This window comes from Planctomycetota bacterium (genome assembly GCA_035384565.1).
Lineage (GTDB): Bacteria > Planctomycetota > PUPC01 > DSUN01 > DSUN01 > DAOOIT01.
On the sequence record DAOOIT010000004.1, the window covers coordinates 59,938 to 81,528 of the forward strand.

A 21,591-nucleotide genomic window follows, 5' to 3' on the forward strand; every position below is an offset into this window, starting at 1 on the left:
CTTAGCTCTTGGCCGCGTCGGTGGTGCGGGCGAGCACCTCGTCCACGAGCCCGTACTTGAGGGCCTCGTCGGAGGACATGAAGAAGTCGCGGTCGGTGTCGCGCTCGACGCGTTCGATGGGCTGGCCGGTGCGTGCGGCGAGGATCCTGTTGATGGTGGCCTTCATCTTGAGGATTTCCTCGGCGTGGATGCGGATGTCGGAGGCGGTGCCCTCCATGCCGCCCGAGGGCTGGTGGAGCATCACGCGGGCGTTGGGCAGGATGAAGCGCTTGCCCTTGGTGCCGCAGGCGAGCAGCACGGCGGCCATGGAAGCGGCCATGCCGATGCAGCAGGTCTCCACCTCGCAGGGCACGAAGTCCATCGTATCCAGAATGGCGAGGCCCGAGTGCACGTAGCCGCCGGGGGAGTTGATGTAGAGCCGGATGTCCTGGTTCTTCTTCTCGTTGGCGAGGAAGAGCATCTGCGCGATCACCAGGCTGGCCACGTAGTCGTCAATCGCGGTGCCGATGAAGATGATGCGGTCCTTCAGCAGGCGCGAGAAGATGTCGTAGGCCCGCTCGATGTGGCCTTCTTTCTCGACAACGATGGGCACGAGGGACGGCATTCGGGGGCTCCTGACGCGGACGGTGAGGCGGTGAGGCGCCGCGGCCCAGCCGGGAGAGCGGGCTCAGGCCTCGCCTTCGGCCTTCTTCGCCGCCTCGGGCGGCGTCGCGGCCGCGGCGGCCGGCGGGGCGGCCTGGTTGATGACGGCGTGCTGGACGAGGAAGTCGCGCACCTTTTCTTCGCGCATCTCGAGGCGCAGCGAGCTGAGACGGCCCTCGCGCTCGAGGTCGCTCGCCACGTCTTCGGGGCGGCGCCGGTAGTTCAGCGCAATCGCCTGGATGCGCTGCTGCACCTCCTCCTCGGTGACGAAGATCTTCTCGTTCTCGGCGATGCGCTGGTAGATGAAGTAGAGCTTGCACTGGCGCACGCTCGAGTCGCGCGTCTGCTTGTCCACCTCCGCCAGTTGCGCCTCCATCTCGTCCTCGGGCACGCCGCGGTACTGGAGGGCCAGCCGCTGGCGCTCCTTGGCGCTGGCCACCAGGCGTTCCACGAGGCCCTCCGGCACATCGAAGTCGGTCAGCTCCAGCAGCCGTTCGGCGAGGCGCGCCTGCACGGCGTCGTCGGCCTCCTGGTCGCGGTGGCGCCGGAGCTCGTCGCGCAACTCATCCCGCAGATCGTCCAGATCGTCGAACCGCAGCGACCGGGCCCACTCATCCGTCGCCTCGGGCAGCACCAGGCGCCGCAACTCGTCAATCGTGATCTCGAGGTCCACTTCCTTCCCGCGAAGCTCTTCCGCCTTGAACGTCTCGGGCAGGGTGACCTTGAGCGACCTGGTGTCGCCCACCTTGGCGCCCAGGAGGGCGGCGCGCAGGCCGGGGGCGGGCATGCCCGCGATCACCTCGCGGTCCAGGAACGCCGGGAGCTCGGTGTCGCGCCAGACCTCGGCGCCGCCTTGCAGCGCGACGGCGTGGCACATGGGCACGTCGCCCTCCAGCACCTCGCCCTGCTCGAGCTTGTCGAACCTGCCGTGGCGTGCACGGAAGCGCTCGAACGCGCGCTCCACGTCGGCGTCCGTCACCTCCACCAGCGGCCGGTCCACCGTGAGGCCCTTGTAGTTGTCCAGCGTGAAGTCGGGCACGACCTCCACCTTGACCTCGAAGGTCAGGGGCTTCGTCGCATCCACCGTGATGGCGGGGAGGTCCACGTTCGCGGGGAGAGCCAGGCGCAGCGAGTGGTCCTCGGTCGCCTGCTCCAGCGCCTCTTCCACCAGCGTCTGCTTCACCGAGTCGAGCACCTGGTCGCCGAAGCGGCGCTCGAGCACGTGGCGGGGGATATGGCCGGGGCGGAAGCCCTTGAGGAACACCGTCTTGCGCAGGTCGGCGAAGCTCTTCTCCACCTCCTCGTGCACGCGGGCCTGGGGCACCTCCACCCTCAGCAGGCGGGCGCACGGCCCGGCGTCTTCCACGGTCGCCGTCGCGCGGGGCGGCTTGGGCGCCTCCTGCGGCGTCTCAGCGGCGGTAGCCTTCTCTTGGGCGTCCGCGCCCGGCGTCTCCTGCGCCACCTTCCCAGCGTCCTCGTCTGCCATGCCAGCCGTTCGCCTCCGTAGGGGGGTCGGTCAGAGTTTCCTCGGGTAAATGAAAATGGAGCGGGCGATGGGACTTGAACCCACGACATCAACGTTGGCAACGTTGCGCTCTACCACTGAGCTACGCCCGCTCGCTCAGGGGGGCTTGGCGGCCCCCGTCGAATTGTCCTTACATTGTACTCCCGCCGCCCGCCGAGTCAAGTGCAAATGGGCCGCTTCGGGGTGGCTGAGGATTCCCGTCTCGCATCAAACTCCCAGGAACATCACAGAACACCCCTGGGCAGATGCTGTCGAGGGAACTACGCCAAGCCTTCGGAGCGCTAATGTACCGAGCTCCCGTGGCGTGGGTCGCCCCAAGTGCTGCCACTCGAATGCTCAAGCAAGAGGGCTCCCGCAGAGGAATGAGGCGGCTTCCTCCACATGCGTCACCTCGACAGGGTCTGAGCCGTCCAAGTCAGCAATTGTCCTTGCAACCTTGGCCATGCGGTCGGTCGCTCGAGTCGAGTAGATCCCTTGGCCGACCAACTCCTTGTACTTCTCCCGCGCTACATCGCAGAACGTGCACCATCTGAGAATCTCGCCGCCCGGAATGGCAGCATTACACGCGATGGGGGTGCCGGCGAAACGTGCCTGCTGTCGGTCGCGCGCCGCCTGGACGCGCTCTCTTAGGACGTGTGAGGCATCACTCCTCGACTCGGAGAACTTCTCGTCCATAGATAGGGGCCTGACCTCAACGTGTAGGTCGATTCTATCGAGCAAGGGGCCGCTGATACTCTTCCGATAGCTCTTGACCTTAGCAGGCTTGCACTCGCACCGCGAACGGATATTGCACTTGCCGCATCTCGGGCAGGCGGGTCCCTGTTCGGACGAGATTGCCAAGCAGTCCACGCATACGTACTGGCCGTAGAACCCACAGGGGCAAGGGTTCATCGCAGCGATCAAAGTGAAGCGAGAAGGAAACGTGAAGCTGGCATCTACTCGCGAAACCATCATCGCGCCTGTCTCGATTGGTTGTCGCAGGCTCTCAATCGTGCCTCGTGAGAACTCAGGCAGTTCATCCAGGAACAGAACCCCGTGATGCGCAAGCGTGATCTCACCCGGCACCGGCACTCCGGAGCCACCCCCAACCAGTGCCTCCCGCGAGGCCGTGTGATGAATGGCTCTGAAAGGCCGCCTTGCCACGACCATGCCGTCCTCAGCCAGCAGCCCCTTCGCGCTGTACAACCTGGTGAGTTCGATCTTCTGCTCCGTCGTCAGCGCGGGCAGGATTCCTGGAAGCGCAGCCGCCAGCAGCGACTTGCCTTCACCGGGGGGCCCCACCATGAGGACATTGTGCCCGCCCGCGGCAGCAATGACCAAAGCCCGCTTTGCCTGCTCTTGCCCCCTGATGTCGGCGAAGTCGGGCGGCTTGGCGATGATGTTCTCAAACACGGGAGGCACACTCATCGCGTTCGGTAGCTTGCCCCGTCCTCTCATGAACTCCAGAACTTGCCAGAGGTTCTCTGCCACCGCGATGCGGGTGCCATGATGCTCCGGAAGCCCCCTGACCGCGCAACACTCCTTCTCGTTGCCCTTGGGAACCACGATCGTGCTGCCCGCGGGGGCGCTGATGGCAATCGGCAGCGCACCCGGTATGCGGCAGATGTCGCCGTGGAGACTCAGTTCGCCAACGAAGAGATACGACTTCTCCACCTCAGGGGGAAGATCCTGCGCGTACCCGGCCGCCTGCAAGGCGATCATGGCAATCGGCAGATCGAGGCTTGTCCCCTGCTTTGGCAGATCAGCAGGGGCCAGATTGATCATGATCCTTCCGACAGGGGGACGCAGTTCATACTTGGCAAAGGCTCCGGCCAGGCGGCCCTGCACCTCGCGGATCGCCCCTTGCGCCATCCCAGTGATCCGGATATCCCACTCCCCCTGCGCATCGAAACCATCCTCGCCGAAGTACCGGGCCTGTAGCTCGATCCTTCGGCCTTCCACACCATACAGGATGGCACCGTACAGGTTGTGCTCACGCCGTTCCAGCGTACGAAGGGGAGGCGGTCGCATTCCGTTCTCCTCACTGCTACCCTATTTCACTCTGACAACCTGCCGGGTCGCCAGTGCATGAATGCATTCTAGTTGGAGGGATCACGACTGTCAATCCGCTCTGGCAGAGGCACACCGGCACTTGTCCCCGCGCCCTTAACGACGCGCTGCCCATGGCTGCCCTCGGACACTTGACATTCCCTTGCAGCCAGGATATCAAAGGCAGCTGACCAAGCATCAGCCGGTCCGTCAAGCATGGAGACTCAACCGTGAGGAAGAGAACGTGGGAAATCCTAGATGTCGCAAAGCCGGGCGACAAGGCCAGCCGCGCGTTCGATATCTTTATCCTGTGGCTCATTGCGGCCAACGTGGTGGCGTTAGTGCTGGAAACCGTGCGCCCGATCCATGCCGCTGCGCCCCTTCTCTTCGACGGATTCGAGGTCCTCTCGGTCGTGGCGTTCACGATTGAGTACGTGCTGCGCCTCTGGTCGTGCACCGTCTCAGAGCGGTTTGCGCGCCCGCTTAGGGGCCGGCTGCGCTTCGCGGTCACCCCGATGGCCCTAGTGGATCTCCTCGCGATCCTGCCGTTCTACCTTCCCTTCTTCGGGGTGGACCTGCGTTTCGTGCGTGCCGTGCGTCTCACGCGTCTCTTCCGCGTGATGAAGGTCGCCCGCTACTCCGAGGCGCTGCGGACGTTCAGCCGCGTGTTCAGAGCCAAGAAGGAGGAACTGCTCGTCGCCGCCTTCGTGATGGTGCTGTTGCTGCTCTTTGCGTCGTCGCTGATGTACTTCGCTGAGAACGAGGATCAGCCCGAACGTTTCTCCAGCATCCCCGCGGCCATGTGGTGGGGTGTGGCCACGCTCACGACGGTAGGCTACGGCGACGTATGCCCGGTCACCACAGCGGGCAAGCTGATCGCCGCAATCGTGTCCGTGGTCGGCATCGCCATGTTCGCCCTGCCCACGGGCATTCTCGGGGCAGGCTTCGTGGAAGAGGTCGCGAGGAAACGATGGCCGCGCGTCTGCCCGCACTGCGGGAAGGAGCTGTCGGGGCGCGAGCATGAGTGACGGCCAGTGGCGAAGGCGCCCCCGTCGAGTTGCCCTTTCCTTGCAACAACCTTGCCCGCCGAGTCAAGTGCACATGGGCGATCGAGGTGCAGGGCGCCGGGTCGCGGCGTCTTCCGCGGCCTGAGACCACGCTTGCGCGCACCTCGCAAACGTGATTGACAGCGCGCAGTGTTCGTGGTAGCATCGGGCGCAATCAATGCGTGATGCCGCGTGGCCCAGGGCCGGCACCGGTGCTGGATGAAAGGTCTGTGTCTCGCTGGCGCGCTCGTGCTGCTGGCCGCACAACTGGGCTCTGCTACCAAGGACGCCTCGTGCGACCCGCTGTGCTGCCCTCCCGAGGCTCTGTGGGCCAACCGGGCCGAGGATTGCCATGCTCATGCAGGCTCCGAGCAGCCTGATGCCCGCCTGTCGGTCGAGTGCCCGGGGCAATCCGCGCAGGGCAAGCCGCTCTGCTGCATTGGATGCGTGGAGCGACCGACCTCGGCGGGGAAGGTGACGCGCCGGAACGCTCCCACCCGGCAAGTCTGCCTCCATCATGGTGCGGTTCCGCCTGGCGGCGCCTCGGTGCTCTCGGCCCGGGCATCGCACCCGTCCGCCTGGAAGGGGCTCCCACCTGCGCACCCCTCGCTGGGTGCCCTGCGCACCGTCGTGCTTCTGCTCTGATTCGCTCTCCTTCACGCGATGATCGGTCCGTGACGCAATGCCGCCGCGCAGGATGTCGTTCCGCGCGCCGGCCGCGTCACAAACCATGCGGGAGGGACGCGAATGGAGACGATGTGATGCGAGTTCTATTCCAACCCTTCGTCGCCGTGGCGGAATGGGTCGTCGGGCTGCTGGTGCTTGCCTATGTGGCATGGGGCCTGTACGTTGACCGCGCGCGGGCCCCCGCCAGCGGCCATCCACTGACCCCGCGAGCCAGGGCACCTGAGGCGGCGCGGCACTCCAGCGGAATGGAGAGATGAGGCTCATCAGGGTCTGGCGAGCCTGTCGTGGGAGCGGCTGGGAACGCGGGACTGGTGCCGCGGCGCCGGCGATGCCACCACGTAACTCCATATGCCACAATGCCTTACGCTCTCCGGCCATCCCGCCCACATACTTGCTCATCGCGCCGGTGAGCAAGTATGGCCGGAACCGCGAGAATCGCCCATCCTCGCCCATCTACCCATACTTGCTCACTTCCCCCCTCACAGGGTTGAGCAAGTATGGACAGGCTGCGCCCGCCGGCCGCTCGGCAGAGCCCTCCCCGGAGCCGCCAGGTCCGCAAGGAGAGGGCGTGCCCCCCCTGCACCGGCCCATCGAGGCAAGATCGCCAGACCCTGAAGGGCCAGATGAGATGACGTGTGCACGGCGCGACCGCTCTCGGCCGCGCTGTGGGCGGGATACCCACATCCCGCGAATCCGTGCAGGTCGCGCGGGGCGGGGACGTCCCGCCCACAACGAGGCAGCCGCGCGGAGGGGGCGTCCCGCGCACAGGTGTGCGGCACGCGGGGCGTGGTCAGCGGCTTTCGCCGCGTGGGGGACAGGGCGGGTGGGAGTGGCGGGGCCTACGGCCTCGGGGCGGCAGGCTGGACTATGAGGCGCAGGTTGCTGCGTCCCTCGGCCTGCCAGCGGTCAAGCAGTTGCATCCGGCGCTCGAGCTCGGCGTGCATCGCGCCCGTCTGGCCGAGGGCATCCTGCACGTCGCCGGCATAGCGCACGAGTTGTCCCGGCTCGGCCATGGTGCCGCCGCGCAGGCCGGCGGCGATGGCCTGCCAGTGCAACTGGAGGTCGGCGTGGCGGGCCATGAGGCCCCGCCGCTCGCTCTCGAGGCTCTGCCGCACGCGCTCGATGGGCACGGGGACCGAGAAGCTGCGGCGCGGGTCGGAGCTGAGGGTGAGCACCTGGCCGCGGTCGAGCGGCACGGGGCCCGCGGTGCGGCCGGGCACGACCACGCGCGCGGCGCCGTCGTGCGCGGCGAGGGTGACCACGCCCTCGAAGGGGGCGGCGCCCGGGGCGGCGCTCTTCGCCGTGGCCTGGGGGGTGACGGCCAGGCTGATGAGGCCGGGCCCGGCGGCCACGTTGGCCAACGGCGAGGCGACCATGGGCGTGTTCTCGCCGTCGGAGCCTCGGCACGACATCTCGCCCCGCAGGAGCTGAAGCGCGGTGCCCGTCCGCGGGTCGGTCACCCGCGCCACCGAACCGGGCGCAAGGGCCACGCGGAGGCGGCCGCCGGCCAGGGCCAACGTGGCGGCGCTGTTGGCGGGCGTGGCCAGCAAGTCGCCCACGGCGAGCGAGGAGTTCGGCCGAAGGGTGCGGGCGTCGGGGCCGAGCACGGCCACGGTGCCGCCCTCGACCCACGCGGTGCGCGAGCGCTGGATGAAGCCGTAGCCTGCGGCCACGAAGAGCGCGGCGGCCGCGGCCAGGGCCGCGTAGCGGAAGAGCCGGCTCCGCAGGGGTTCAGGCCCCGTCTCCGCGGCCTCACGCGGCGCGGCGGCTCGCACGCGGCTCATCGCCCGCGCGGTGAAGCTCTCGGCGGCGCGATGGGGCGCGAGGGCCGCCTCGAGGGCGGCGATGCCTGCCCGGGCCGCCGCGGCCCGCGCGCGACAAGTCGGGCAGGCGGCCGCGTGGGCATTCGCCTCGGCCGTCGCCGCGGCGTCCAGTTCGCCTGCGGCGAGAAGCTCTGCCAGGTCGTCGAACTGCGTGCAATCCATCTCAAGGCTTCCGCGAGGTGTCGGCGAGCCGCTCCAGGCGGTCTCGCAGCAGCTTATAAGCCCTTGTCAGACGGCTGGTTACGGTGCCGATAGCCAGCCCGAGGCGATCCGCTATCTCCTGACAGCTCAGGCCGTCCATGTGCTTCAGCACCAGGGTCACGCGGTAGGCCTCGGGCAAGCGGTCGAGGCTTTCGAGCAACAGGCGGGTGGCCTCCTGGTGCTCAGCCGCGGCGTCGGGCGACGGCGGCGGCGCACGGTTCAGCACCGCCGAGGCCTCGGGCTCGAGGGCACTGTCGTCGTCCAGCGAGCCGAGGTGGCGCCGCGACCGGTGCCAGTCTACGCACACGTGACTTGCGATGCCAAGGAGCCAGGACGAAAAAGCCGCCGGTTCCCGCAGGGTGGCCAGCATGCGAAACGCCCGCAGGAACGTATCTTGAGCCAGGTCATCCACTTCCGCGTGAGCCACCCGTGCCGCGATGAAGCTGTTGACCAGATTCTTGTAGCGGTCCACCAGCACGCCGAACCGCTCGGTATCGCCGTCGAGCACCTCGGCCACAAGTTCGGCGTCGGTCACCCGGCTTGGCTCGCCACGATCCACGGCGTCGTTTACCTAGTCGGTGCAGGGGGGCCGATTGCTGCATGGCCTGCCGGCCCGGGGCGCCCGGCACGCCGATGCCCTGAATGATACTGTGTGAATCACCCCAATGCAAGCCCCTATCCGTGTGTGCGGAATGAGGGCTGCCGCGGCACGGGGCCGCCGACACATGGTTCCGAGTGTCAATCACTTGGGGTCAGGCATGCCGCGGGAAGTGCTCGAGCGGAGCCCTTCGACGTTTGGCGAGCCCAATCACTTCGGCACGGGCCGTCAGATCATCCACCAGTGTCCGGGGGCGATTGCGGGGAGGCCGAAGGCGCGGTGGTCGTCGGCCAGCGAGGCCAGCAGCTCCTGCGCCTTCTTGCCGATGGCCTCCGCGGCCAGCTCGATGTTCCGCTCGCCGACCTGGGGGGTGGCGTGCTTGCGGGGGTCGAGCCCGCCGATCCCAGAGGGGGGCTTCATGTCCAGATTCAGCGGGCCGTCGCCCAGCTCCTTCATGTCCACCAGGTGGGGATAGAAGAACATCATGTTGGAGGTCTCCCACTTGGCGGCGTGGTCGGTGTCGGATTGGGCGCAGCGGCTGAGCGTCATCTCCCACAGGCCGATGCCGGCCACCGTGCCGTCGGCCACGACCGGCTTGAGGGCCTCGTTGATCATGTCGATCTGCTCGCGGATGTTGTGGCCGCTGACGCCGATAATGACGCGGAAGCCGGTGCGCTTGAGGCGCTCGAAGAGGTCGGTGAGGACGGGCACGAGGTGCCGGCGGTCGAAGCCCGCGTGGAAGTAGACGGGGGGATACACCACGCCGCCGAACTTCTCGGCGCACTTGACCAGGATACCGTGGGCCTTCATCGCGTCGTTGCCCAGGGGCAGGTGGCGTCCGTGCCACTCGATGAGGCCGAAGGGCACGTAGACGACGGGGAACCTCCTCGCGGCCTCCTCGAGCTGGCCGGGGCGCATGAACTGCATCTGCACGGCGGGCGAGAGCTGGGCATTCATGTCGTCTCCTTCACAACGCGCCTGGGCGCCCACGCCGCCCGCCCGCCGCTCACGCCTGGGCGAGGAGCGTCTGGTAGGCGTCGAGCACGAGGCGGTTGCCGCTGGTGGCTGCGTCGTGGGCGGCACGCACGCGCCGGCCCACGGCCGGGACGAAGAGGTCGGCCAGCAAGGCCTTGCTTTCGCTCACCTCGCCGAACTGCATCAGGCGGAAGGCACTGTGAACGTCTTCCTACCGTGCCTGGCACTGATCCGCGAGTTCCTTGATCTTCGCGATGGTCCGTTCCTGCCAGTCACTGATGCTATGCAGAAGTCCCTCGGCGCGGCGAACGAGTCTGTGCAGACTGGCTGTTGCGGATGCGAGCTTGTCCTCGGGTTCCACGAGCCTACTTGAGGCCCGCAACATGCCAAGAACCTCGGGCTCGAAGCTCTCGCCAAGCTGCTGGGCGTTCCTCAGGATCAGGGCTAGCCCCTGGAACCTTGCGATGGAGGCCCCGATGGAGGACTTCAGATGTGTCAATGTCCCCAGACGCGTGCCGACCTTCTGGTCGGCCAGTCTCAGTGCCTCATTGGCTGTCATGCCGAGCCTGCGGAACTCGTCAAGCAAGTGCTCTAGTATGCTCTTCAGGGTTTCCACCACTTCCCAGAGATGACGACACGCGTCCACGCCGATCAGCAGACCCGCGATCTCCGTAGTCTCCGAGCAGTTGCAGATGCCCTTCAAGCATATAGTGTGCTCGAACCCCAGGAGGTCCCTAAGCGCCCGCACATGCTCCACATCAGGGGGCCTCGCCCGAGGGTATGTGCAACGGGCACACGGCGACGGTGGTCCGGCGTCTCTCTCCTCTGGCACTTCAGACGCTCCTCGTGTTCGTTACACGGAAGTGATCCACCGCGCGGTTCAACAGTTGCATACCGCGGAGCTTGCCATCCTGCGTTTCCAAGCCGGCAATCCTCTTCGCGCGCCTCGCCACCGCGCTAACCCACTGCCCCTTGACGATGGCAGCCATCACACGCAACGACTGCGCCTCGGCTAGCTCACCCTGCCTTCCTTTTCTCTAAAATCCTCACTCTCGCCAGGATTCTCTTCAGGCACCTCTGCCGGCTCCCGTCGTACCGCTGGCGCACATTCCTATAGTAGAGATCGCTCGCGCTACCCTTCTCCAGAGCAGCAATCGCGTCCGTGAAGACACGCTCGACCTCATCGACCAGGCCGAAGAGGCTCTGCGCGCACTCCACATACAGGTTCATCGCCTCCAGCCAAAGGAAACGAGAAGCGATGCAAAGCGCAGCCCTCAGACGTGTGTTCTTGGGATCCTTGTAGACACGCGCAACGGCGGCGCGCATCTTGCGCAGGTCACCTCGAATGGCCGACATGATGCTGTTCCTCCTTCTTCTGCGGGGTCCTGCTAGCTCAACTTCTGCGAGACAATTTGCTGTGCATCATTGTGCCACAGCTTGATCTGACGCACAAGCAAGGTCGCATTCCGACGCAAGATGTAGGCCCCAGTCATGGCTGCCTGAAGCCTTGACTTTGGGCTTCCCTTCCGGTTACGCAGGGGAACGATGATGAGGGGACAGAAACCATGCGCAATGCGCCTGGCCTGCTGGAGCGCCAGCCGTAGGTGCCGGAACCTCTCGCCCATCTTCCCGATGGAAGGCAAGGCAAAGCTCGACACTTGGACGTGAGCCTTGGTGCGGCGCGCCAACTCCTCGAAGATTCGTGGGATGTTGGACCTATCAGGCTCCTCTTCCCTTCTGCATTCATCGAGGAAGTGCGTGAGCATCTTCGTAATCTTCCCCGCAGTTTCCCTGAGGTGCATTGCTGTGTCGAGCATGAGACACAGCCCTGCCGCCTCAACCGTACGCCGCCTGTGGCGAGGCGCCAACACACCGGTAAGATGTCTCACCGCTGCGTGGCAGTCCTCTCTCAGGAGAGCATTCCTCGACTTGCTGGTGCTACTGCGCAACTACCTCTCCTAAGGGCGCTTGGTCAAGCATGCATCCCCGAGATGCTCTCGCGCGGCACCGTCGGCTTCGCTCACACGAGTCCCAACAAGCGCAACGCAAGATGCACCGGCCATGGGGTCTACTTCTCCTTGGTCGACTTTGCAGGAGCATTGCTGTGACCCGCAGTCCAGTAGCTTCCCGAACCCGTCGTTGGACGGCCTCATTGGCAGAGATAGCCAAATGAAAGGAACGGTGACAAGTCGACGAGGAGCCGAAGGCGGGGAAGAGACACGGGGAATCACGTTCAACCTTCGAGGGATAGAACCACCGACCATCATCTGAGCCCTGCCCACAGTGGTTTCCCTCGGCTGCGACCCATGCGCCCTAATTGTAAGGCTCGCGAGGCATGAGTCAAGTGAATTCTTACCCACAATTGGTTCCGCTCAGTGCACTTCTGCGGCAAGCAGAACTCTGTACTCGTCGAGCACGAGGCGGTTGCCGCTGGTGGCGGCGTCGTGGGCGGCGCGCACGCGGCGGCCCATGGCCGGGACGAAGAGGTCGGCCAGCAGCGCCTTGCTCTCGCTCACCTCGCCGAACTGCATGAGGCGGAAGGCGTTGTAGACGTCAATCGCCATGTCGGCCAGGTGGCGGGCCACGAGGTCGGTGTAGTCGCGCTCGGCGCGCTGCTTGACATAGTCCATCGCCTTGTTGAAGAGGCCGAGGGCCTCGGTGACGGCGGGCAGGTGCTTGGCCGTGGCGCCCGTGTAGGGCCGCGCGGCGAAGTCGGCAAAGAGCGAATCGAGGTCCCCGCCCAGCAGGCCGGCCAGAATGGCCACGACCTGAAGCTGGCTGGTGCCCTCGTAGATGTTGGTGATGCGGGCGTCGCGCAGGTAGCGCTCGATGGGGTAGTCGCGCATGAAGCCGCTGCCGCCCAGGACGGCGAGGGCGGAGTTCGACAGCTCGACGGCGGCCTCGGAGGCGTAGTACTTGGCCATGGGGGTGAGCGACGAGGCGTAGCCGTGCCACTTCTTGTAGAGCGCCTTGTCGGCGGGGCGGTTCTCGTACTCCTTCTCGAAGTCCACGGCCACGCCGCAGTCAATGGTCAGCGTGCGGGCGAGTTCGAGCTTGAGCCTCATTCCCACCAGGAGATCGGCGAGGGCGGGGAAGTGGACGATGGCCTTTCCGAACTGCTCGCGCGAGTGGGCGTAGGCGAGGGCCTCGCGGTAGGCGGCCTCGCAGATGCCCACGCTTTGGGCGGCGATGGCCAGGCGGGCGCCGTTCATGAGGTCCATCGTGTACTTGATGAGGCCGAAGCGGCGGCGGCCGACGAGGTACGCGGGGCAGTGGGTGAACTGGAGCTCGCAGGTGGGCGAGCCGTGGATGCCGAGCTTGTCCTCGATGCGGCGGACGCGGAGGCCGGGGCCCTTCTCGGCGAGGAAGAGCGAGAGGCCGCGGCCGTCGCGCGTGCCCTCCTCGGAGCGGGCGAGGACGAGCAGGATGTCGCCGCAGCCGTTGGTGATGAAGCGCTTGACGCCGTTGAGGCGCCAGAGGTTGGGGTCGGCAGGGTCGGGGCTGGCCTTGAGGCGGACGGCCTGGAGGTCGGACCCCGCGTCGGGCTCGGTGAGGACCATGGCCCCGGTGGCCTCGCCGGTGGCGAAGCGGGGCAGGTACTTGTCTTTCAGCTCCTCCGAGGCGAAGCGGAGGATGGTCTCGGCGATGTCGCCCAGGCCGAAGAGGGTCATGAGCGCGGCGTCGCCGCGCGAGACCATTTCGATGGCGGCGGCGTAGGTGGTGTGGGGCAGGTAGAGGCCGCCGTACTTGCGGGGCAGGGTGAAGCCCATCAGGTCGGCGCCGGAGAGGCGGTCGAGGGCCTCGCGCGTGCCCTGGGCGTAGGTGACCACGCCGTCGTGCCACTTCGCGCCCTCGCGGTCCACCTCCTCGGCGCGGGGCGCGATGAAGTCGCCGGCGATGTCGCCCACGATGCGCAGCGTCTCGTGGTAGTTCTCGACCGCGTCGGCGGCGTCGCGCGGGGCGTAGGGGTACTGGCCCGCCTCGGCGAAGTCGTGCTCGCGCAGCCGGGCGATCTCGGCCAGGGGCGCCTGGTCGAGGTTGAAGCGGAGGTCAGGGTTATCGTCGTAGAAGTTGGGCATGGTTCCTGCTCTCTGGGCTAAGGCGGATAGGACAGATGGGACGGATCGGACAGATGGGACGGACGGAACCTCGGCGGGTCCCATCGGTCCTATTTCGACTTGTAGGCCTCGATCATCTTGGGAATCACGTCGAACAGGTCTCCGACGATGCCGTAGTGGGCGAAGGCGAAGATGGGCGCGTCGGGGTCGGTGTTGATGGCGATGATCTGGCCGGACTCGGCCATGCCGGCGCGGTGCTGGACGGAGCCGGAGATTCCGGCGGCGATGTAGAGCTTGGGCCGCACGGTGGTGCCGGTCTGGCCCACCTGGTGGTCGCGGGCGATGAAGCCGGCGTCCACCGCGGCGCGGCTCGCGCCCACCTCGCCGCCGAGGGTGTGGGCCAGCTCGCGCACGAGCTCGAAGCCCTCGGGCGAGCCGACGCCGGCCCCCCCTGCGACGATGACCTTGGCGCCCTTGAGGTTCACCTTGCGCTCGGCCTTGACGCGCTCGATGATGCGGACGGCATCGGCCTCGCCGTCGAGCTTCACAGGCACCGGCACGATGGCGCCGTGGCGGGCGGGGTCGGGCCTGGGCAGGCGCATGACGCCCTCGCGCACGGTGGCCATCTGGGGCCGGTGCTCGGGGGTGACGATGGTGGCGATGATGTTGCCGCCGAAGGCCGGGCGGATCTGATAGAGGAGCTTCTTGTACTCGGTCTTGCGCACGGGGTCCGTGTGGTCGCCGATCTGGAGGTTGGTGCAGTCGGCGGTGAGGCCGGTGCGCAGGCGCGCGGCCACGCGGGGCGCGAGGTCGCGGCCCGTGGGGCTGGCGCCGAAGATGACCACCTCGGGCTTCGCCGCGGCGATGACGTCGCTGACGATGCGCGCGTAGGGCAGCGTGGTGTAGACGGCCAGGCGCGGGTCGTCGGCCACGTGCACCACGTCGCACCCGCAGGCGATGAGGTGCCGCGGCTGGTCGGTCAGTCGGGAGCCGAGCAGAATGGCGCCGAGGTGCTGGTCCAGGGCGTCGGCCAGCTCGCGGCCCTTGCTCAGCAGCTCGAGGCTCACCTCGGCGAGCTTCCCGCCGTCCTGCTCCGCGAAAACCAGAACGCCACCGGTACGATCAGGCATGACGAACAACCCTCAGGTTGGTGGAGAATGGCCCTCGGTCAATCGAAGATGTGCTCTTCGGCCAGCTCGTGGATGAGCGCGGCGATGGCCTCCTTGGTGGGCTCGACGCGCTTGTGGTCGGTGGCCACGAGCACGATGCTCTCGATGTTCTTGACCTTGGTGGGGGAGCCGGCGGCGCCGCAGCGGGCCACGTCGGCCGCCACGTCGGCCGGCGCCCACACGGGGATGAGGAGGCCCTGGCGCTCGAGGTCGGCGATGACGGGGTTGGCGCGCTCGGCCAACCGCGCGGGGTCGGGCTTGCCCTTCTCGGGGTCGAGCTGGCGGGCGATGGCCTCGCGCACCTCGAGGGGGGAGCGGGCGCGCTTGAACTGGGCGACGCGCTTGGCGCGGCGCGGCCGCGGCTCGTTGGCCTCGCCCACCACGGTGAGAAGGGCGGGCAGGCGGCACTCGACCACCTCGTAGCCGCCCTCGATGAGGCGGCGCACGCGGATGCTCTCGGGCGTGAGGGCGAGGATTTCGCTGGCATAGGTCACCTGCGGCACGTCGAGGGCGCCGGCGAGCTGCGGCCCCACCTGGGCCGTGTCGCCGTCAATGGCCTGCCGGCCGCAGAACAGCAGGTCGAAGTGCCCGATGCGGCGAATGGCGCAGCCGAGGGCGTAGGCGGTGGCCAGGGTGTCGGCCACGGCGAAGGCGCGGTCGGAGAGCAGCGCCACCTCGTCGGCCCCGCGCATCAGGGCCTCGCGGAGGGCCGCGGCGGCGCTGGGCGGGCCCATCGTGACCACGGTGACGCGCCCGCCGTGCGCGTCGCGCACCGCCAGGGCCATCTCGAGGGCGTTGAGGTCCTCGGGATTGAAGATCGCCGGCAGGGCCGAGCGGTTCACCGTGCCGTCGTCGTTCATCGCCTTGGCGGTGATATTCTTGGTGTCGGGGACCTGCTTGATCAGGACAACCATCTTGAAGGGCATCGGGCGTCCTCAGTGATAGGAGAAGGATGGGTGGATGAGTGGATGGGTGGATGGGGTCGGGCGTTCATCCAATCATCCAGTCGTCCATTCATCCAACTAGCGAAGCTTGCCGATGAGAATGGAGGCGTTGTGGCCGCCGAAGCCGAAGCTGTTGCACATGGCCACCCGCACCGGCAGCTCGCGGGCCGTGTTCGGCACGTAGTCCAGGTCGCACTCGGGGTCGGGGTTCTCGTAGTTGATGGTGGGCGGCACCACGTCGTGAGCCACGCTGAGGGCGGTCTGGACGAGTTCGACTCCGCCCGAGGCGCCCAGGAGGTGGCCGATCATGGACTTGGTGGAGTTGATGGCGAGCTTGTAGGCGTGGTCGCCGAAGGTGCGCTTGATGGCGCGGGTCTCCATGGCGTCGTTGAGGGGGGTGGAGGTGCCGTGGGCGTTGATGTAGGAGACGTCGGTTGGCCGGAGCCCGGCATCGCGGAGCGCGGTGCTCATGGAGCGGGCGGCGCCATCGCCTTCGGGCTCGGGGGCGGTGATGTGGTGGGCGTCGCAGGTGGCGCCGAAGCCGAGTACCTCGGCGTAGATGCGGGCGCCGCGGGCCCGGGCGTGCTCGAGCTCCTCGAAGACCAGGATGCCGCCGCCTTCGCCCATCACGAAGCCGTCGCGCTCGCGGTCGAAGGGGCGGCTGGCGCGGGCCGGCTCGTCGTTGCGCTTCGAGAGGGCCTTGCAGGCGATGAAGCCGGCCAGGCCCAGGGGGGTGATCGTGGCCTCGGCGCCGCCGGTGAGGACGACGTCGGCCATGCCATAGGCGATGTGGAAGTAGGCGTCGCCGATGGCGTGCGAGGAGGAGGCGCAGGCGGTGAGCACGGTGCAGTTGGGCCCGCGCAGGCCGAACTGGATGCCGATGAGGCCGCCGGCCGAGTTGGCCATCATCTTGGGGATGAGGAAGGGCGAGACGCGGTCGGGGCCGCGCTGGAGCAGGATGGCCTTCTGCTCCTCCATCTCCTGGAGGCCGCCGATGCCGCTGCCGATGATGCAGCCCAGGCGGTCGCGGTCCTCGCGCGCGAGCTCGAGGCCCGAGTCGCGCACCGCCTCGTCGGCCGCGACGAGGGCGAACTGCGCGTAGCGGTCAATGCGTCGGGCGTCGCGCGGCGTGATGACCGGCTGGGGGTCGAAGTCCGGCAGCCAGCCGGCGATGCGCACCTCGAAGCCCGTGGTGTCGAACCGCGTGACGAGCGAGACTCCGCTGCGCCCCTCGCACGCGGCCTTCCAGAAGGCCTCGCGCCCGCGGCCGATGGGGGTCACGCAGCCGAGGCCGGTGATGACGACTCGGCGTTTGGCCATCGGTGTTCGTCCTGCTCCTCGGGTGGCGGCGGCGGGGCCGGCCCGCCGGCCGGGCCGGCCCCACGGAATCTCCGGCACGTCAGGCCGCCGTGCCTTGGTGGTCCACGATGTATTGGACAGCGTCGCCCACGGTCTGAATCTTCTCGGCCTCCTCGTCGGGAATCTGCATGCCGAACTTGTCCTCGAACTCCATGACCAGCTCGACCGTGTCGAGCGAGTCGGCGCCCAGGTCGTTGACGAACGAGGTGGCCGGGTTGACCTGCTCGGGCTTGACGCTGAGTTTCTCACAGATGATCTGGCGGACTTGTTCTTCGACTGCCTTCACGTCGGCCACAGGGCTTCTCCTAAGGTTGGGCGGCCTCCCGCCCGAGGGGCGCCGGACGATCCGGCGCCGGGCTATCCTTCCAGGGGCCATCCGTGCGAATGGCCTTGCTCGCACACGGGAGCGGTTCTCTCGCACGCGACCACCGGCCGGCAACCGACGGTGCCAGGGGCTCTCCTTTCTCCACGGGCCTCGGAGCGGGTTCCTCTGCCTCCCGTTCAGGGTGGTTGGCCTAGATGGCCAGCCCGCCGTCCACGCGCAGGCACACGCCGGTGATGTAGCTGGCCTCGTCGCTGCACAGGAAGCGCACCGCGGCAGCCACGTCCTCAGGCGTGCCCATGCGGGGCTGCGGAATGTTCTTCAGGATGGCCTCGCGCACCTCGTCGGAGAGCTTGGCCGTCATCTCGGTGGCGATGTAGCCGGGCGCGATCGCGTTGACGCGCACGCCGCGCTTGCCGACCTCCTTGGCCAGGGTCTTGGTGAAGGCGATCACGCCGGCTTTCGAGGCCGCATAGTTGGCCTGGCCCGCGTTGCCCATCAGCCCGATGACCGAGGCGATCGAGACGATGCAGCCGCTCCTCTGGCGCAGCGCCATCTGCGGCAGCACGGCGTGGGTGGCCACGTAGGTGCCCGTGAGGTTCGTGCGGATCACGGCGTCCCACTGCTCGAGGCCCATGCGCACGAGCAGGTTGTCGCGGGTGATGCCCGCGTTGTTCACCAGGATGTGCACGCCGCCGAAGGCTTCGACCGTGGCGGCCACGATCTGGTCCATGCGGGCCGCGTCGGCCACGTCGGCCTGGAAGGCGAGCGCGCGCACGCCCAGCTCGCGGAGCTGGGCGGCGGCTGCCTCGGCCGCGGCGCCGTTGTAGTCGGGCACCACCAGGTCGGCGCCCTCCTGGGCCAGGCGCCGGGCGATGGCCAGGCCGATGCCGGCCCCGCCGCCCGTGACGATGGCGGCCTTGCCCGCGAAGGGTTTCTGTGCGCTCACGCGATTCTCCTCCGTCGTGCGGGGCGCCGCCGGGCCGTCAGCCGCCCAGCAGCTCCCGCGCCTTTTCCAGATCGGCTGGCACCTGAATGGTACAGGTCCGCACCGAGTTGTCAATCTTCGCGAGCAGGCCGGTAAGGACCCCGCCCGGCCCCGGCTCGATGAAGGTGGTTACCCCCATGGCAAGCAGGAAGCGCATCGAGTCCTCCCAGAGCACCGGGCTGGTGAGCTGCTGGACGAGCAGGCCCCGGACCTCGGCGGCTGAGACCACGAACTTGGCGGTGACGTTGGCCAGCACGGGCGCGTGGGGCTGCGAAATGGCCACCTCGGCCAGCGCGCGGCTGAGCCGGTCGCTCGCCGGCGCCATGAGGCGCGAGTGGAAGGCCCCGCTCACCTTGAGGCGGATGGCCCGCTCGGCCCCGAAGTTCCGGGCGTTCTTCGCCAGCCACTCCATGGCCGGCAGGCTGCCCGAGATGACGACCTGCCCGGGGCAGTTGAGGTTGGCGATCTCGGCCACGCCGAACTCGTTGGCGCCCTCGAGCGCGTCGTTGAGCCGCTCGCGGTCGATCCCCAGCACGGCCACCATGCCGCCCGGGTTCTCGCGCCCGGCCTCTTCCATGAACTGGCCGCGCTGGTGGACGAGGCGCACGGCGCCCTCGAAGGTGAGCGCGCCGGCGTAGACGAGGGCGGTGTACTCGCCCAGGCTCAGGCCGGCGCTGGGCGCGTGCGCGGGCAGGGCGCAGCGCGGCCGGGCCGCCTCGAGGGCGGCCACGCTCGCCGTGAGAATCGCCGGCTGGCACATCGAGGTGCGGTTGAGTTCCTCGGCCGGCCCCTCGAAGCAGAGGCGGGCCAGGTCGAAGCCCAGCGCGGCGTTCGCGCGCTCGAAGATGCTGCGGGCCTCCGGGAACGCCTCGGCCAGCTCGCGGCCCATGCCCACACGCTGCGCCCCCTGGCCCGGAAACAACAGTGCGGTGCGGCTCTCAGCGGCCAATCGTTGCCCTTTCGCAAGCTACCATCGCAGGACGGCCCCAGACCAGCTCAGCCCGGCCCCAAAGGTCACCAGCACCACCAGGTCGCCGCGCCGCAGGCGGCCCTGCTCGTGCGCTTCGTGCAGGGCGATGGGCACGGTGGCGGCCCCGGTGTTGCCATAGCGTTCGATGTTCACGAAGAACCGCTCCATCGGAATCCCCAGCCGCTCGCTCGAGGCCTGGATGATCCGCAGGTTCATCTGGTGCGGCACCAGCAGCGCCACGTCGCCGGCGGCTGCGCCGCAGGCCTGGATGCACTGCTGGACGACCTCGACGACCTTGCGCACGGCGAGCTGGAAGACCTCGCGGCCGCGCAGCTTGATGTAGTGGAGGCGCTGGTCCACCGACTCGTGGCTGGCCGGGTTACGCGAGCCGCCGCCGGGCAGGGTCATCGAGCCGCTGTTGGCCCCGTCCGCGCCCATTGTGGTGTAGAGCACCTCGCCGCGCGCGCCGGGCTGGGCGGCCGACACCACGGTGGCCCCCGCCCCGTCGCCGAAGAGGATGCAGCTCGTGCGGTCCTGGTAGTCGGTGAACTTCGAGAGCACTTCGCTGGCCACGACGAGCACGTGGCGCGCCTGCCCCGCCGTCACCAGGGCCCGCGCGACGCTCAGGGCGTACACGTAGCCCGAGCAGGCGGCCAGGAGGTCGAAGGCCGCGCACGGCCCCGCGCCCAGCGCGCCCTGGAGGAAGCAGGCCGTCGAGGGGAACAGCATGTCAGGCGTCATCGAGGCCACGATGATCGCGCTCAGGTCGCCGGGCGCCAAGCCGGCCTCGGCCAGGGCCTGGCGCGACGCGGGGAGGGCCAGGTCCGACGCGGCCAGGCCGGGCGCCGCGATGCGCCGCTCGCGAATCCCCGTGCGCGTGGCGATCCACTCGTCGGTCGTCTCCACGATCTCCTCGAAGTCGTGGTTGGTCATCACCTTCTCGGGCAGGTGCATGCCACAGCCGGTGATGGCCGCTCGGGGACATTCGCCCATGCGCGGGGTTCCTCGTTGTTGCTAGCTGGCGCGCCGCACCCGCAGGTCGGCGACGATGTGCTGGTTGACCTTGTGCGCGGCGGCCTCGGCGGCGACGCGGATGGCCACGGCGATGGCGCGGCGGTCCGAGCCGCCGTGGCAGATCATCACCGTGCCGTCCACGCCCAGCAGGGGGGCGCCGCCGAACTCCGCATAGTCCACCTTCGCCGCGAGCTCGATCATGGCGTACTTGCACAGCATGGCCCCGATGCGCCGCCGCAGCGTGCGCTGGATGCCCTCTTTCATCATGCTCATGATCGTCTCGGCCAGGCCCTCGCTCACCTTGAGCAGCACGTTGCCCACGAAGCCCTCGCACACCACCACGTCGGCCCCGCCCGAGAAAATGTCGCGGCCCTCCATGTTGCCGATGAAGTGGAGGCTCGAGGCCTCGAGCAGGGTCTGCGCCTGCTTGACCAGGCGGTTGCCCTTGATCGACTCCTCGCCGATGTTCAGCAGGGCCACGCGGGGCCGCTTCTTGCCGAACACATGCGTCGCGTAGGCCGAGGCCATCACCCCGTAGTGGTACAGGTGTTCCGGAGAACAGTTCACGTTGGCCCCGCAATCAATCACCAGCGTGCGGTCGCCGTTGCGGGTGGGCAGGGCCACGGCGATGCCGGGGCGCCGGACGCCCTCGAGCAGCCCCAGCTTCAGCGAGGCCAGGGCCACCACGGCGCCGGTGTTCCCGGCCGACACCACGGCGTCCACCTCGCCGTTGTCGGCCATTTCGATGCAGCGGGCGATCGAGGAGTCGGGCTTCCGGCGGATGGCCTCCACCGGCGCCTCGTCCATCCCCACTGCTTGTGGAGCGTGCCGTACGCTGACCCCGTGGGGCAGGCCCCGGTGCCGGGCCGCCACGGCGGCGATCCGGGCCTCGTCGCCCACGAGCACGATCTCGTGGCCCTTCAGCTCGGGGGCGGCCTGGATGGCGCCCTCGACCTCCACGTCGGGAGCGGAATCGCCCCCCATCGCGTCCAGAGCGATCCGCATGCCTTAGGCTTCCTTGGCTTTCACGACTTCACGGCCCGCATAGAAGCCGCAGTTGTGGCACACACGGTGCGGCAGCTTGGGCGTGTGGCAGTTGCGGCAGGGCACCAACTGGGGCGCGCGAACGGCATCGTGTGCGCGACGCGTGCGGCCCCGGGTGCGGGAATGCCGGCGTTTGGGGTTGGGCATCTAGGGTAGACCTCCGTGTGTAAACCAGCCCTCCGGTGTTCCATGGGACAA

Annotated in this window: 21 protein-coding genes and 1 tRNA gene; 1 reads left to right on the plus strand and 21 read right to left on the minus strand. The window is 68.0% G+C overall.

Going from position 1 to position 21,591, the window contains the following annotated elements; genetic code table 11:
• Position 1: 1 nt before the first annotated feature.
• The 4 genes from PLE19_02635 to PLE19_02650 all read right to left on the minus strand — a co-directional run bounded on the left by PLE19_02635 (position 2) and on the right by PLE19_02650 (position 4,177).
• Positions 2-604: an ATP-dependent Clp protease proteolytic subunit gene (locus PLE19_02635; protein ID HPD13814.1), complete on the minus strand. Its 603-nt coding sequence runs from the start codon at positions 602-604 to the stop codon at positions 2-4.
• A 63-nt stretch (positions 605-667) separates the two neighbouring features.
• The gene (tig, locus tag PLE19_02640) at positions 668-2,128 is read right to left on the minus strand and encodes a trigger factor (GenBank protein HPD13815.1); all 1,461 of its coding nucleotides are present in this window, start codon (positions 2,126-2,128) and stop codon (positions 668-670) included.
• Between the two features lie 56 nt (positions 2,129-2,184).
• Positions 2,185-2,259, minus strand: a tRNA-Gly gene (locus tag PLE19_02645).
• 244 nt (positions 2,260-2,503) lie between these two features.
• Positions 2,504-4,177, minus strand: coding sequence for an ATP-binding protein (locus tag PLE19_02650; protein ID HPD13816.1), 1,674 nt, complete (start codon positions 4,175-4,177; stop codon positions 2,504-2,506).
• A gap of 248 nt (positions 4,178-4,425) precedes the next feature.
• Between PLE19_02650 and PLE19_02655 the strand changes: the two genes are divergently transcribed.
• Positions 4,426-5,223: an ion transporter gene (locus PLE19_02655; GenBank protein ID HPD13817.1), complete on the plus strand. Its 798-nt coding sequence runs from the start codon at positions 4,426-4,428 to the stop codon at positions 5,221-5,223.
• A gap of 1,544 nt (positions 5,224-6,767) precedes the next feature.
• Here PLE19_02655 and PLE19_02660 read toward each other — a convergent pair.
• The 17 genes from PLE19_02660 to rpmF all read right to left on the minus strand — a co-directional run bounded on the left by PLE19_02660 (position 6,768) and on the right by rpmF (position 21,540).
• A complete protein-coding gene (locus PLE19_02660; protein HPD13818.1) occupies positions 6,768-7,913 on the minus strand; it encodes a hypothetical protein in 1,146 nt (381 codons plus the stop codon).
• 1 nt (position 7,914) lies between these two features.
• Positions 7,915-8,487: a sigma-70 family RNA polymerase sigma factor gene (locus PLE19_02665; protein ID HPD13819.1), complete on the minus strand. Its 573-nt coding sequence runs from the start codon at positions 8,485-8,487 to the stop codon at positions 7,915-7,917.
• Between the two features lie 291 nt (positions 8,488-8,778).
• A complete protein-coding gene (locus PLE19_02670) occupies positions 8,779-9,507 on the minus strand; it encodes a creatininase family protein (protein ID HPD13820.1) in 729 nt (242 codons plus the stop codon).
• Positions 9,508-9,556: 49 nt separating this feature from the next.
• A complete protein-coding gene (locus PLE19_02675) occupies positions 9,557-9,694 on the minus strand; it encodes a hypothetical protein (protein ID HPD13821.1) in 138 nt (45 codons plus the stop codon).
• 42 nt (positions 9,695-9,736) lie between these two features.
• Positions 9,737-10,357 (minus strand): hypothetical protein, encoded by a 621-nt coding sequence (locus PLE19_02680; GenBank protein HPD13822.1) that lies wholly within the window; start codon positions 10,355-10,357, stop codon positions 9,737-9,739.
• 185 nt (positions 10,358-10,542) lie between these two features.
• Entirely contained in the window at positions 10,543-10,881 is a 339-nt protein-coding gene (locus PLE19_02685) for a hypothetical protein (protein HPD13823.1), read from the minus strand.
• 32 nt (positions 10,882-10,913) lie between these two features.
• Positions 10,914-11,474, minus strand: a complete 561-nt coding sequence (locus PLE19_02690; protein ID HPD13824.1) for a hypothetical protein — start codon at positions 11,472-11,474, stop codon at positions 10,914-10,916.
• A 423-nt stretch (positions 11,475-11,897) separates the two neighbouring features.
• Positions 11,898-13,604 carry an acyl-CoA dehydrogenase family protein gene (locus PLE19_02695; GenBank protein HPD13825.1) on the minus strand — a complete coding sequence of 569 codons (1,707 nt, stop codon included), beginning with the start codon at positions 13,602-13,604 and terminating at the stop codon, positions 11,898-11,900.
• 89 nt (positions 13,605-13,693) lie between these two features.
• Positions 13,694-14,713 carry an electron transfer flavoprotein subunit alpha/FixB family protein gene (locus PLE19_02700; GenBank protein ID HPD13826.1) on the minus strand — a complete coding sequence of 340 codons (1,020 nt, stop codon included), beginning with the start codon at positions 14,711-14,713 and terminating at the stop codon, positions 13,694-13,696.
• A 38-nt stretch (positions 14,714-14,751) separates the two neighbouring features.
• Complete coding sequence (locus PLE19_02705) at positions 14,752-15,678, minus strand: electron transfer flavoprotein subunit beta/FixA family protein (GenBank protein ID HPD13827.1); 927 nt, start codon at positions 15,676-15,678, stop codon at positions 14,752-14,754.
• A 96-nt stretch (positions 15,679-15,774) separates the two neighbouring features.
• Positions 15,775-17,016 carry a beta-ketoacyl-ACP synthase II gene (gene fabF, locus PLE19_02710; protein ID HPD13828.1) on the minus strand — a complete coding sequence of 414 codons (1,242 nt, stop codon included), beginning with the start codon at positions 17,014-17,016 and terminating at the stop codon, positions 15,775-15,777.
• A 79-nt stretch (positions 17,017-17,095) separates the two neighbouring features.
• Complete coding sequence (acpP, locus tag PLE19_02715; protein HPD13829.1) at positions 17,096-17,341, minus strand: acyl carrier protein; 246 nt, start codon at positions 17,339-17,341, stop codon at positions 17,096-17,098.
• Positions 17,342-17,570: 229 nt separating this feature from the next.
• Positions 17,571-18,326: a 3-oxoacyl-[acyl-carrier-protein] reductase gene (gene fabG, locus PLE19_02720; GenBank protein HPD13830.1), complete on the minus strand. Its 756-nt coding sequence runs from the start codon at positions 18,324-18,326 to the stop codon at positions 17,571-17,573.
• 37 nt (positions 18,327-18,363) lie between these two features.
• Entirely contained in the window at positions 18,364-19,314 is a 951-nt protein-coding gene (gene fabD / locus PLE19_02725) for an ACP S-malonyltransferase (GenBank protein ID HPD13831.1), read from the minus strand.
• Positions 19,315-19,332: 18 nt separating this feature from the next.
• Positions 19,333-20,328, minus strand: coding sequence for a beta-ketoacyl-ACP synthase III (locus tag PLE19_02730; GenBank protein ID HPD13832.1), 996 nt, complete (start codon positions 20,326-20,328; stop codon positions 19,333-19,335).
• Positions 20,329-20,349: 21 nt separating this feature from the next.
• On the minus strand, positions 20,350-21,354 hold the full coding sequence (gene plsX, locus PLE19_02735) for a phosphate acyltransferase PlsX (protein ID HPD13833.1): 1,005 nt from the start codon (positions 21,352-21,354) through the stop codon (positions 20,350-20,352).
• 3 nt (positions 21,355-21,357) lie between these two features.
• Positions 21,358-21,540: a 50S ribosomal protein L32 gene (rpmF, locus tag PLE19_02740; GenBank protein HPD13834.1), complete on the minus strand. Its 183-nt coding sequence runs from the start codon at positions 21,538-21,540 to the stop codon at positions 21,358-21,360.
• Positions 21,541-21,591: the final 51 nt, after the last annotated feature.

Excerpts from the sequence above, each read along its gene's own strand:
- PLE19_02670 (HPD13820.1), bottom strand. The coding sequence starts at position 9,507 with ATGAATGCCCAGCTCTCGCCCGCCGTGCAGATGCAGTTCATGCGCCCC.
- PLE19_02660 (HPD13818.1), bottom strand. The coding sequence starts at position 7,913 with ATGGATTGCACGCAGTTCGACGACCTGGCAGAGCTTCTCGCCGCAGGC.
- rpmF (HPD13834.1), bottom strand. The coding sequence starts at position 21,540 with ATGCCCAACCCCAAACGCCGGCATTCCCGCACCCGGGGCCGCACGCGT.
- PLE19_02695 (HPD13825.1), bottom strand. The coding sequence starts at position 13,604 with ATGCCCAACTTCTACGACGATAACCCTGACCTCCGCTTCAACCTCGAC.
- PLE19_02685 (HPD13823.1), bottom strand. The coding sequence starts at position 10,881 with ATGTCGGCCATTCGAGGTGACCTGCGCAAGATGCGCGCCGCCGTTGCG.
- PLE19_02700 (HPD13826.1), bottom strand. The coding sequence starts at position 14,713 with ATGCCTGATCGTACCGGTGGCGTTCTGGTTTTCGCGGAGCAGGACGGC.
- PLE19_02705 (HPD13827.1), bottom strand. The coding sequence starts at position 15,678 with ATGCCCTTCAAGATGGTTGTCCTGATCAAGCAGGTCCCCGACACCAAG.
- PLE19_02635 (HPD13814.1), bottom strand. The coding sequence starts at position 604 with ATGCCGTCCCTCGTGCCCATCGTTGTCGAGAAAGAAGGCCACATCGAG.
- fabF (HPD13828.1), bottom strand. The coding sequence starts at position 17,016 with ATGGCCAAACGCCGAGTCGTCATCACCGGCCTCGGCTGCGTGACCCCC.
- tig (HPD13815.1), bottom strand. The coding sequence starts at position 2,128 with ATGGCAGACGAGGACGCTGGGAAGGTGGCGCAGGAGACGCCGGGCGCG.
- PLE19_02650 (HPD13816.1), bottom strand. The coding sequence starts at position 4,177 with ATGCGACCGCCTCCCCTTCGTACGCTGGAACGGCGTGAGCACAACCTG.
- PLE19_02730 (HPD13832.1), bottom strand. The coding sequence starts at position 20,328 with ATGGGCGAATGTCCCCGAGCGGCCATCACCGGCTGTGGCATGCACCTG.
- plsX (HPD13833.1), bottom strand. The coding sequence starts at position 21,354 with ATGCGGATCGCTCTGGACGCGATGGGGGGCGATTCCGCTCCCGACGTG.